General features: G+C 70.0%; 7 protein-coding genes and 1 pseudogene. 6 read left to right on the forward strand and 2 right to left on the reverse strand.

Translation table 11 applies throughout. From position 1 onward, the window contains the following. The 6 genes and pseudogenes from ACN469_RS41365 to ACN469_RS41390 all read left to right on the forward strand — a co-directional run. Window positions 1-1,077 (forward strand): annotated as a pseudogene (locus tag ACN469_RS41365) (hypothetical protein); the annotation flags it as partial. Next, window positions 1,074-1,775: an ABC transporter ATP-binding protein gene (locus ACN469_RS41370; RefSeq protein WP_498777557.1), complete on the forward strand. Its 702-nt coding sequence runs from the start codon at window positions 1,074-1,076 to the stop codon at window positions 1,773-1,775. The pseudogene ACN469_RS41365 and the gene ACN469_RS41370, both read left to right, overlap by 4 nt. Then, window positions 1,772-3,055, forward strand: coding sequence for an ABC transporter permease (locus ACN469_RS41375; RefSeq protein WP_498777559.1), 1,284 nt, complete (start codon window positions 1,772-1,774; stop codon window positions 3,053-3,055). Before ACN469_RS41370 ends, ACN469_RS41375 begins: the two co-directional genes overlap by 4 nt. Beyond that, on the forward strand, window positions 3,052-3,843 hold the full coding sequence (locus ACN469_RS41380; protein ID WP_498777560.1) for a hypothetical protein: 792 nt from the start codon (window positions 3,052-3,054) through the stop codon (window positions 3,841-3,843). Before ACN469_RS41375 ends, ACN469_RS41380 begins: the two co-directional genes overlap by 4 nt. A 119-nt stretch (window positions 3,844-3,962) precedes the next feature. Then, window positions 3,963-6,593, forward strand: coding sequence for a serine/threonine protein kinase (locus ACN469_RS41385; protein WP_498777562.1), 2,631 nt, complete (start codon window positions 3,963-3,965; stop codon window positions 6,591-6,593). 85 nt (window positions 6,594-6,678) lie between these two features. Then, complete coding sequence (locus ACN469_RS41390; protein WP_498777564.1) at window positions 6,679-8,436, forward strand: ATP-binding protein; 1,758 nt, start codon at window positions 6,679-6,681, stop codon at window positions 8,434-8,436. A gap of 4 nt (window positions 8,437-8,440) precedes the next feature. On the opposite strand, the gene ACN469_RS41395 is transcribed toward ACN469_RS41390, so the two are convergent. Next, entirely contained in the window at window positions 8,441-9,586 is a 1,146-nt protein-coding gene (locus ACN469_RS41395; protein ID WP_498777566.1) for a L,D-transpeptidase family protein, read from the reverse strand. A gap of 65 nt (window positions 9,587-9,651) precedes the next feature. Beyond that, entirely contained in the window at window positions 9,652-11,841 is a 2,190-nt protein-coding gene (locus ACN469_RS41400) for a lytic transglycosylase domain-containing protein (protein ID WP_498777568.1), read from the reverse strand. Window positions 11,842-11,913: the final 72 nt, after the last annotated feature.

Below are 11,913 nucleotides of genomic sequence, written 5' to 3' on the forward strand. Positions count from 1 at the left end.
TCGCTGCGCCCCCTGGCCAGTCAGCCCGAGGACAGGTCGCTCGCGAAGGAGCCCGTGCTGGCCGCCTCCCTCCAGCGCCTGCCGTCGAAGCGAGACTTCCACGTGTTCCTCCCGGGCGGCACCGGCTTGCTGGTCCCCGCCGGCACCGTGCAGGCGCTCACCCTCACCGGGTTCATCGACGAGCGCTCCGTCACCGTCCACGCGGACGCGCCGTGGCCTGACACGAAGGAGTCGCTGGCCGCGTTGGACCCCGTGAAGGACGCGGTCGACCTGCGCGGCTTCCTGCCACCAGACAGCTTCTTCGTGGCGCGCTTCCGGGGTGACCCGTCCCAGCTCGATGGTGTGTGGCCCTACCTCGTCGGCGACTACCTGACGCGCGCGGTGCAGAAGAGCGGGCTCGACGTGAAGGCGGAGGTGCTCGACAACTTCAAGCCGGGCACGGTGCTGGCCCTGTCGCTGTCGCCCAAGGTGCAACTCGGCGCCGGCATGCCCGCCCTCGACTTGCGCCGCACCAACCCCTTCCGCTTCGTCAACCTGGTGGCCCTGTCGGAGCTGGAGGACGCCACGCGGACGCAGGCCCTGCTGGAGAAGCTGCCGCAGCTCGCCAGCGACTTCGGCGCCAAGGTGGAGGCCTCGGAGCTGAAGGGCGGCCAGCGCGTCTACCTCACCTCGTATCGCGCGGGAGAGGGCGCCCACTTCGCGCTCGGCCCCAACGGCAAGCTGCTGGTGGCCTCGCCCCAGCCTCAGCTCGAGGCCTCGCTCGCCACCCTCGCGGCGAAGGCCGGCGAAGGGCCGCTGTCCTCGGACCTGAAGGACGTAGGCCAGGACGCCGCGTTCAGCGCGGTGCTGGATTTGCGCCGGCTGGCGGACTCGGTGAAGAACCTTCCGTCGGAGGCGTGGGGCATTGGCGGCTTCGCCATCAAGGCCACCACCGTGCGCTGGCTGGAGGCCACCGATGACCTGCGCGCCGTGACGCTGTCCGTGTCTCGCAAGGAGCGCGCGCTCCAGGCGGAGATGTCCCTGCGCCTCACCCCCACCTCGCCGTCTTCCACCACGACCCAGCCGGCCACTCCGTGATTCACGCTCGAGACGTCACCAAGGAATATCTGGATGGAGATGGCACCCGGGTGCGGGTGCTCGACGGAATGTCCCTGGATGTGGAAGCCGGGGACTTCGTCGCCGTGGTGGGCCCGTCCGGCAGCGGCAAGTCCACGCTGCTGCACCTGTTGGGCGGCCTGGATATCGACTACCGGGGCGAGGTGAAGGTGGGCGGGGTGACGCTCGGGGGCCTGAAGGACAAGGCTCTGGCGCGCTTCCGCAACACGCACGTCGGCTTCGTCTTCCAGTCCTTCCACCTCATCCCCAACCTGTCCGCGCTGGAGAACGTGCTGCTGCCCTCGTACTTCGGTGCGCGCACCCCGGACGCCGTCAAGCGCGCGGAGGCCCTGCTGGAGCGCGTGGGCCTGGGCGCGAAGAAGGACCGCGCCCCGGTGCGCCTGTCCGGTGGAGAGCGTCAGCGCGTGGCCATCGCCCGCGCCCTCTACAGCGGACCCCGGCTGCTCCTGTGTGACGAGCCCACCGGCAACCTGGATGCGACCACCGGTGACGGCGTCATCCAGCTCTTCCGTGAGCTGCACCGCGAGGGCCTCACCGTGCTCGCCGTCACGCACGAGGAACGGATGAGCGCCGCCGCGCGAAGGGTGCTGCGGCTCAAGGAGGGCAAGCTCGTCGAGGAGCGCGCCAATGAGCGCGCGGCCCTGGGAGGTGCCCCGTGAGGCTGGACGCGCTGTCCCGACTGGTACGACTGAGCCTCGCGCGTGAGCGCCGGGGCGCCTTCTTCTCCGCGTTCGGCGTGGCCATGGGCGTGGGCACGCTGGTGTTCTTCATCGGCCTGGGCCTGGGCGTGGGCCAGGTCATCCGCGAGAAGATCTTCCCCAACGACGCGCGACTGGTGGACGTGGTGCCCGCGGCGGTGTCGCTCGGCTCGCTGCTGGGCGGCGGCAAGCTGGACGCGGAGGCGGTGGAGCGGCTGCGCTCACTGCCCGGCGTGGAGGCGGCGCACCGGAAGATGAATGTGCGCGTGCCGGCGGTGACTCGCTACGACGGCGTCTTCTTCGGCACCAAGCTGCGCATGGGCATGGAGGTGCTGGCGATGGGCGTGGAGCCGTCGCTGGTGAAGGGGGACTCGCAGCTGGGCGAGTTCAAGGACCCGGGCGAGGGACAGCCGATTCCGGTGCTCGTCTCCACGCGGCTCCTGGAGCTGTACAACAAGACGTTCGCCCCGGCGCGCAAGCTGCCGCAGCTCTCCGCGAACATGATTGTCGGCTTCGGCTTCCCGGTGGAGTTCAACCGCTCCTACGTGTCGGCGAACTCCGCGTCGGGGCCCAGCCGCTCCGCGCAGACGCAGGTGGTGGGCGCTTCGGACCGGGCCATGTTCGCCGGCATCACGATTCCCCTGGAGACCGCGATGCGCATCAACCGCGAGGCGGGCGTGGACGCGGACACCTTCACCGGTGTCACGCTCGTCGCCACGGACCCGTCCAAGGTGCCAGCGCTGGTGGACGCGGTGAAGGCCATGGGCCTGGAAATCGATGACCAGGAGCGCCGCATGGCGGAGAACACGGGCGCGGCCGTCGCGCTCACGACTTCCGCGCTGGCGCTCTTGTCCATCCTCATCTGCATCCTGGCGGCGGTGAACATCGCCCATGCGCTGTCGGCCTCGGTGCGCGCGCGCGCCAAGGAGATTGGCGTGATGCAGGCGGTGGGCGCGTCGCGCTCGGACATCCGGGCCATCGTCCTGGCCGAGGCCGCCGTGGTGGGCCTCGCCGGAGGGGTCATCGGCACCGGGGTGGCGCTCGTCGCATCCCTGGGCGTCAACGGCTTCGCCGCGGGCTACCTGCCCAACTTCCCGTTCAAGCCCGACAGCTTCTTCTCCTTCCCCTGGCCGGTGGTGCTGGGTGGGGTGGTGCTGGGACTCCTGGCCGCGCTGGCCGGGGCCTACTTCCCCAGTCGCCGCGCCGCCGCCACCGACCCCGCACGGACCCTCGCTGGATGACGCTACCCTCCCGAAAGACGCTGCTGGGCAATGCGCTCAGCATGGCCGCCATCGCCTGGATCTACGGAGGGGACCTGTCAGACGCGCTGCGGGCCCGCACCGCGGATGTCTCGGCCCTCGTGGAGCTGCCCTCGCCCGTGCGCCCCGCCGTGGTGCTGGCGCTGGCCGCCCTGGCGATGGCGGCCGTCGTGGTGGGCCTCGCGCAAGGCAAGGTCGAGGGCTTCAAGGGCTACCGGCTCCTGCCCATCGTCCTCGTCGGCGCGCTCTTCGTGGACCTCGTCCTGTCGGAGAGTCGCATCCCCATCGACTCCACGGACATGGCGTCCATGAGCCTGCAGCGCTTCCACAAACTGGCCCAGGCGCTGTCCACCCAGGACGCGGTGGTCGAGGACCCCCGCGTGCTCCAGCCCCTGCTGGAAGAATTGGGGCGGCCGCCCTACCTGGTGCGTGGTGAGCCGCTGAAGGCGTATACCCTCCAGGTCCGAAAAGACTGCGAGGGCCCGGTGCAGGATGCCCCAGGCCTCCAGCCCGGGACGCTGTTGTACTGCGTCGCCCCGGAGCGCAAGGGCGCCTGGGTGACGCTGGTGGGCCTGGCGGCGGAGAAGCGCTTCGGCGCGCCAGAGCTGCTGTCCGCCAAGGGCGAGGTGCGTTTCCTGCTGGTCCAGCCCGCGATTGCCGACGAGGACCCGGCCGAGCCGGGCTCCGCGTTCCGGGATGCCCCGGCCCCCCCGGCAGAGGGCGGCACCGAGGCCGGCACCGACGGCGGTACCTCCAGTCTTCAACCTTGAGAAAAATGGCGCTGCTACGAGCCTGTTGCCTGCTCGCTTGGGGAGCAGTGAGGGCTCCCACGTGGTTGACCCTAGAGAGGGGCGATCGCTAGGCTCCCGTCGAACGGACCCTCCCCCACGTGACGACCTCCCAACCGAAGCGTCAGCCCATCCCATTTGGGAAGTACCTCCTTCTGGACCGCGTCAACATCGGCGGCATGGCGGAGGTGTGGCGCGGCAAGCAGTTCGGCGCGAGCGGCTTCGAGCGGCTCGTGGCCATCAAGCGCATCCTGCCGAACATCGCGGAGGACGAAGAGTTCATCTCGATGTTCATCGATGAGGCGAAGATCAGCGTCCAGCTGAGCCACGCCAACATCGCCCAGATCTACGAGCTGGGGCAGATCGTCAGCAGCTACTTCATCTCGATGGAGTACATCCCCGGCAAGGACATGCGGGCCATCTTCGACCGCTGCCGGAAGAAGGGTGAGCCCGCGCCCGTGCCGCTGGTGGCCTTCTGCCTGTCCAAGATTTGCGAGGGCCTGGACTACGCCCACCGGAAGAAGGACGGGATGGGGCGGGACATGCACATCGTCCACCGCGACATCTCGCCGCAGAACGTCCTCATCTCCTTCGAGGGCGAGGTCAAGGTCATCGACTTCGGCATCGCCAAGGCGGCGGGCAAGGCGACCAAGACGCAGGCGGGCATCCTCAAGGGCAAGTTCGGCTACATGAGCCCTGAGCAGATCCGCGGCCTGCCGTTGGACCGGCGCTCGGACGTGTTCGCCATCGGCGTGTGTCTCTACGAGATGCTCACGGGCGAGCGGCTCTTCGTGGGCGACAGCGACTTCAGCGTGCTGGAGAAGGTGCGCAAGGCGGAGGTGCCGCCGCCGTCCACGTTCAACCGTCGCATCCCGGAGACGCTGGAGAAGATTGTCATGCGCGCGCTCGCCAAGGACGTGGACGAGCGCTACCAGTACGCCAGCGAGCTGGGCGATGACCTGCAGCGCTTCCTCATCACCAGCGAGACCATCTTCGGCCGCAAGGACCTCATGCAGTACATGAAGTCCACCTTCGCGGAGGAAGTGGAGCGCGAGCGGCAGCGCCTGTCTGACTACGCCGACATCCGTCCTCCCGACGGCATGCTCGCCGCGCTGGAGGCCGCCACGGGCTTCAGCACGGGAGGCTCGGGCGGGATGATGGCCATGCCCGCGGCGGCTCCGTCGGCGCCGCCCCCGCAGGCGGTTCCCGTGGTGCAGCCGATGGCCGCGCCGCCCCGGTCCACCGCGACCATGGGCTCCGTGTCTCCCACGGGCGTGCGGCGCTCGCCCACGCTGGCCGCGCTGCCCCGGCTGACGGCGGCCACCGCCGCGCCCGCGCCGAAGGAGGATGAGATCCAGGCCACGCAGTTGGTGTCCAGCGACCACGTCTTCGACGACCGCCCGGAGCCGACCACCCAGCCGGGAGCCCAGGTGGGCCGCACCGTCACCCCGCTGGAGTCGCGCACCCAGGCGGACGGGGACGAGGACGAGCCCACCACCGGCAAGACGGCCGTCATCCCGCCGCAGGCGCCTCCCCGGAACAACTCCCTGCCGTCCATGCCCGTGCTGACGCCCGCGGGCGGGCCGGCCCGTCCCTCGGTGACGGTGCCCACGCTGATGCCCTCGGAGCTCGCCAACCCGGCGTCAGGCCCGCGTGGCAGCCGTGGCGGTGGTGATGGGCTGCCCCGCATCGTCCGGGAAGGGCCCTCGCCGGACGTCTCCCAGGGGATTTCGCGCTCGGCGCTGCCTCCGGAAGTCTCGCAGGGAGTCTCCCGCGCGGCGCTGGCGGAGGGGCTGCAGGGCGGCAGCTCGCGTCCGCCTCCGATGCTCGGGGCGGGAGCGCCGCAGCGTCCGCCTCCGCCTCGCCACGTCGAGCAGGAGGAGGACGAGGACCTGGAGGAGCGGCCGACCGCGGCCGTGCCCGCGCTGGGCCGACGGGGTCTGGACAAGCGGGTGCTCTACGCGCTTGCCGGTGTGGCCGCGCTGCTGCTGCTCGGTGTCGTCGGGTGGTTCGCGAGCCGGCCCGGGGTCGGCTACGTCATGCTGGACCTCCAGCGCGTGCCTCCCGAGGTGCGCGGCCGGATGCAGGTGACGTTGGACACCCAGCCCATCCCCGTGGAGGGCAGCGGCTCCACGCTGTTGCGCGAGGTGACGGCCGGGCAGGTCATGGTGACGGTGAGCGCGGAGGGCTACAAGACCTTCACGCGGACCCTCCAGGTCAACAGCGGCAAGGGCGTGGAGCAGTTGGATATCGTCCTGGAGAGCCTGGTGCGCACCGCGTCACTGGTGCTCGTCACCCAGCCCTCGGATGCCCAGGTGAAGGTGGACGGCAAGGTCATCCGGGCGCAGGGCGCCTCGGACGCGTTCATCAAGGGCGTCCCCATCTCCGGGCAGGAGTGGGTGGTGGAGATCAGCGCGCCGCAGCACAAGCCGGCGTCCAAGCGGGTGCCGCTGACGGGCGATGGCCCGTTCGAGGTGTCGCTGAAGCTGGAGCCCGTGGTGTCCAAGGTGTCGGTGAAGATCGACTCCAAGCCCTCGGGCGCCGTCATCTTCGCGGGTGGCCAGGAGCTGGGCGAGACGCCTGCCACGGTGCTGGTGAATCCGAACGTGCGTCAGCTCACGCTGAAGCTGAAGTGCCACAACGACGCGGAGGTGGACGTGCCCGCGCCGGAGGCCGGAGAATCCATCGCCACGGCGACGGTTTCCCTCAAGCGTCAGCCCCGCTGCCGTTAGATTCCATGAAATCGAGCCCCGCTTCCCTCGTGGGAAGCGGGTGCGTCAGCTCCCCAAACGGAGGAGCGACAGGAGGCGTGTGTCCGTGAGCAAGGTGCGCAAGGTTCACAAGGAAGATCCGCTGGCGGACCTCCCTCGTTGGGCGCAGCAGCTGGCCCGCAAGTACTACACCAAGACGGTCAGCACCTTCCTGCTCTTCGGGGCGGTGAGGGACCTGCAGCCGCTCCAACTGGAGGACGGCGGGCGGGGCTTCGGCACGCTGAAGACCTTCCTCTCCGAGGAGCTGTTCGGCGGGCGAGACCACGTCCTCTTCTACGACCGCTCGTCGGGCATCCGCTCGGCCACGCCGGAGACGCAGAAGGACCTGGCGCGGACGATGGCCGGCTACGACGCGATGTACGGCACGGACTACTCGAAGGTGATGCCGAGAGACCCAGGGCGGGCGCTCCAGATTCTGGAGAACTTCCTGCGGATGCGGCTGAGCGAGGGACGCTCGCTGGCGCTCATCATCGACTTCGCGGAGACGCTGGTGCCGGGCGGGGAGATTTCCCACCTGTCGTCCGAGGACCGCTTCGTGCTGGCCACGCTGGACAAGTGGGCGCACGACCCGCAGTTCCTCGCGGGCGACGTGTCCGTGGTGCTGCTGGCGGAGAACCTGGCGGACATCTCTCCGCGCATCTCCCGCAACCCGTACGTGGCGCCGATTGAGCTGCCGCTGCCGACCGAGGAGGAGCGGCTGGAGTACGTGCGCTACAAGCTGGAGGGCAAGCGGCTCCAGTCGCTGTCGGACGTCCCGCTGGCGGGCCTGGCGAAGATGACGGCCGGCCTGTCGCGCATCAACCTGGACCGCGTGCTGACGGAGGCGCTGGAGCGGGAGATTCGCATCACCTCCGAGCTGCTCAAGGAGAAGAAGAAGGAGATCATCCAGGCGGAGTGTCACGGCCTCCTGGAGTTCATCGAGCCTTCGCACACGCTGGACGCGGTGGCGGGACATGCCAAGGCGAAGCAGATGCTGCGGCAGGCGGCCTCGGCGCTGAAGAAGGGGCGCATCGAGGTCATGCCCATGGGCTACCTGCTGTCGGGCCCCGTGGGCACGGGCAAGACGTTCATGGTGAGCTGCTTCGCCGGGGAGATTGGAATCCCGGTGGTGAAGTTCCTGAACTTCCGCAGCCAGTGGCAGGGCGTCACCGAGGCGAACCTCGAGAAGATCTTCAACCTCCTCAAGGCGCTGTGGCCGGTGGCGGTGATGATTGACGAGGCGGACACCTTCCTCGGCAACCGTGACTCGGGCGGGGACTCCGGGACGAGCAGCCGCGTGTTCGGCTCCATCGCCTCCTTCATGGGCAACACGCAGTACCGCGGCAAGATTGTCTGGTTCCTGATGACGGCGCGGCCGGACCTGCTGCCCATCGACCTCAAGCGACAGGGCCGCGCGGAGGAGCACCTGGCGCTCTTCTATCCGCAGACGGACGCGGAGCGGGACGAGCTGTTCCAGGTCATGTCCAAGAAGACGGGCGTGTCCGTGGAGGGCATCGACTCCTTCTCCAAGATGATTCCGGAGGGAATCCGGGCCTTCAGCGGCGCGGACATCGAGGCCGTCATGGTGCGCTCGAAGTTCCGCGCGTTGGCGGAGGGCCGCGAGTCCGTGGCGAAGGAGGACCTGGCCGCGGTGCTGGCGGACTTCGTGCCGCCCAGCTACCCGCTGGAAATCGAGCTCCAGAACCTCGTGGCGGTGCAGGAGTGCACCAGCCGGGAGCTGTTGCCGGAGGTCTACCGCTCGGTGGACCGCGATGCCATCACCCGCCGCGTGCGGGAGCTGAAGGCGCTGCTCGAGGCGGGGTAGCACCTCAGGAGACCGGCACCAGGGTTGCGCCCAGGTGCGGGTCGTCCACGTGCTCCACGATGGCCACGCGGTCTCCCGCGGAGAGCGCGTCGTGGAGCACGACGATGGCTTCGTTCGAGTGACGGATGCAGCCATGGGACACGTCCCCGCCGAGCAGCGCGGGGGCGTTGGTTCCGTGGAGCTCCTCGGCGGAGTGCCGTCCGTCGGCCCAGGACAGGTCGAGGATGCGCGTGCCGAAGACGTGTCTGTCGTTCCACAGGCGCGCGCCCGCTGCCTCGGCGGCGGCCTGGTCCAGTCGGGCTCGGACGACCTTGAGGCCCGCGCGCGTGGGTGTCGCCTGGGTGCCCGAGGCGTTCGGGAAGATGTCCATGAGGCGCCCCTCGTCGTCGTAGAGGAACGTGCGGTGCTCGCGCAGCGCGACGACGACGCGCACGGGCTGGCCGTCGTAGACAGCGGGCGGAGTCCCGTGGGACTGGCCGCGCATGCCGGGTTCGGGTGCCAGGGCGTCGAGGGCGCGCAGCGTGGCGGCGTCCAGCGCGCCCGTGGGTTTGACGGCGGGGAAGTCGCGACGCGCATGCACCTGGAAGTTGCGCAGGGCGCGCACTGTCTGAGGGCCGAACTGTCCGTCCGCGCCGCCGTGGAGGGCGAAGCCCAGCTTCAATAACGCGGTCTGCACCGCGCGCGGGCCGTCACCTCGCGAGCCCGGGCCGAGGACGACCTGTCCCGAGGCCACGTCCGCGAGCTGGGGCAGCCCCGTGAAGCGAGCGTTGGCGAGGGGAGGGGCGACAAGCACGGGCGGCCAGGAGGAGCTGCCCCAGCCACTCACGGAGGCGGGCCGCGCGGGGGCCGGCCCGTCGCCGCGCGAGGTGATGGGGCGCGCGGGTGTCGAGACCGGCTCCAGGACGTTCAGCCCCGTGATGCCGTGGGCGAGCCTGTCGGCTTCAGTGCCACGCCGCGCCGTCCGCGCTTCTTGGGACGGGAGTCGCGAGACCTGGACGCGTGGCGCGGTCTCCAGGACGTTGTCGCGGGCTCGTGAGGGGGGATGCGTGTGAGCCCAGCCGACGCTCGCCTCGCTCGGGAGCGCGACGTCGTTGGCGTCGAGTGAGGAGGGCAGGGTGAGCGAGTCGTTCCGCGAAATGGGCGAGGTCATCCCCCGCCCATTTGCAAATCACTCGCCCGACAGCGGGACGCCCGAAGACGCCCCCGCGCAGAGGCTCACGGCGCGCTCAGCGAGAGCACCTTCCCCGTGGGGATGGTGCGGTGGTCCTTGATGTTGTTCCACCGCATGATGTCCTCGACGGTGATGCCGTAGCGCTGCGCCACGGACCAGAGCGTCTCGCCCTCGGCCAGCGCGTGCACCTTGCCGCTCGGCTTCCCCACGTTCGTGGCCACCTGCTTCGCCATCACCACCGTGCCCGCGCGCTCCTGCACTTGCGACGTGCCCTCGGGCCACACGTACACCAGCGAGCCCACCTGCAACGTCGGGTTGCGCCGCCGCAGGTTGTTCCACTTCTTCAGGTCATCCACCGACACGTTGAACTTCGTGGCGATGACCCAGAGGCTGTCGCCGGACTGCACGCCGTACGTCACGCGCTTGCGCCCGTTGAGCGTCTCCGTCTTCACCGGGCCGGCGGCCACGGGCCCCTTCGGCGTCCCCGCGGGCACTTCGTCCTCGGGACGGTGCACCACCACGCCGCTGCGGCGGGCCTGCGCCACCTTGCTCGCCAGCGCGCCGCCACCCGTGGGGCCCGCCTTGTTCGCCGGCACCGGAATCACCAGGTCCATGCCGAGCTTCAACGTCCGCGCGCTCTTGAGCCGGTTCATCTGGAGGATGGCCTCCGACGCCGTGCCGTAGCGCTCCGCGATTTGCGACAGCGTGTCGCCCCGCTTCACGGTGTGCACCCGGAACGTCAGTCGCTCGGCGGCGGAGAGCTTCTTGAAGCCCTCCACGAACCGGGGCGACGAGCCCGTGGGCAGCCGCAGCTTGTAGGGGTTCTTCGCGGTCGCCGGAGGCGTGCACCAGCGCTTCAGCTCCGGGTTCAGGTCCTGCACGTCCTGGATGTTCACCCCCGCCGCGCGCGCCACCACGTCCAGGTCCGTCGCGTCCGTCAGCTCCACCACGTCGAACACGAGGGGCTGCTCGTAGTCGAACTCCTGCTCGGAGAAGCCGAACGCCGACGGGTTCTTCGCCACCAGCGCGGCGGCGATGAGCTTGGGCACGTAGTGCTTGGTCTCCTTCGCCAGGCCCTTCTCCTCCGACAGCACCCAGAAGTCGCGCGTGCCGTGGCGCTCCACCATGCGCCGAACGCGGCCCGAGCCCGTGTTGTAGCCCGCCCAGGCCAGGTACCAGTGGCCCAGCTCCCTGTAGAGGTCCTTGAGGTACGTCGCCGCGGCGCCCGTCGCCTTGATGGGGTCCCTGCGCTCGTCCACCCAGAAGTCCTGCTTGAGCCCGTACTGCTTGCCGGTGCTGGAGATGAACTGCCACGGGCCGGACGCGTGCGCCCACGAGTACGCGTGCGCGGAGAAGCCGCTCTCAATCATCGCCAGGTACACCGTGTCGAGCGGCAGGCCGTGCTTCTCCAGGATGGGCTGCATCACCGGCAGGTAGCGCGCGGAGCGGGACATCCACTTGCGGAACCAGCGCCGTCCGGGCCCCTGGAAGAACTGGATGTACTGCGCCACCAGCGGCTGCATCTCCACCGGGATGTCGTAGCGGTCCTGAATCAGCCCGACGTCGAACGCGGCCAGGTTGGTGATGAGCGGCAGCTGCTCCGGCGTGTCGTCCTCGCGGAAGGTGGGCTCCTCCAGCGCGTCCAGCATGCGCATGCGCAGCGGGTTCGCGAGCCCCAGGCGACGCAGGGACTGCATCACCTCCGCGCTCGGCCGCGCCGCCGGGTCCAACGTCGCGCCTTCCAGCGCGCGCAGCTCCTCCAGCTCCGCGGACTCGGACTCCACCACCTCGCGCGTCGCCTCGGGCTCATCGTCCGGGTCCTCCGCGTCCGCGCCGTTCGCTCCCGCGCGCTTGTCGTCGGCGTCCGAAGCCTCGCCATCCGCCAACGCCTTGTCCTCGTCAGCCGCCACGTTGCCCGCGACGGAGGACTTGGCCTCGCCCGCCCCCGTGGAGGTGGGGGCCTTCACCGTGTTGCTCGGGGCCGGCGTCACGGCGGTGCTCGCGCCCGAGGGCGCGGCGACCTGGGCCGGAGTGCCACCAGCAGGCGAGACCGCCGAGCCCTCGGCTTTCGCGGCGGCCGGAGCCGCACCGGTGCTCGCGGGAGGCACGGGCTCGGTCTTCGTCACGGCTCCGCCCGAGGTGGGCGGAGTGTCCTTCACCGCCGAAGGAGCGGTGGCCAGGGCCCGCGTCTCCTCCGCGACCAGCACGCGCATGCCGGGCTGTGGCGGGGGCATGTGCGGTGGCACTCCCTCCAAGTGGGAGAGCGAGGCCAGGTTCAGCACGAGCAGGCAGAGAGGCAGCATTTG

Source organism: Corallococcus terminator, assembly GCF_049194865.1.
Classification (GTDB): Bacteria; Myxococcota; Myxococcia; order Myxococcales; family Myxococcaceae; genus Myxococcus; species Myxococcus terminator_A.

What these genes read in the sequence shown, in the direction of transcription:
- ACN469_RS41400 (WP_498777568.1), bottom strand. Translation starts at nt 11,841, where the DNA reads ATGCCCCCGCCACAGCCCGGCATGCGCGTGCTGGTCGCGGAGGAGACG.
- ACN469_RS41380 (WP_498777560.1), top strand. Translation starts at nt 3,052, where the DNA reads ATGACGCTACCCTCCCGAAAGACGCTGCTGGGCAATGCGCTCAGCATG.
- ACN469_RS41395 (WP_498777566.1), bottom strand. Translation starts at nt 9,586, where the DNA reads ATGACCTCGCCCATTTCGCGGAACGACTCGCTCACCCTGCCCTCCTCA.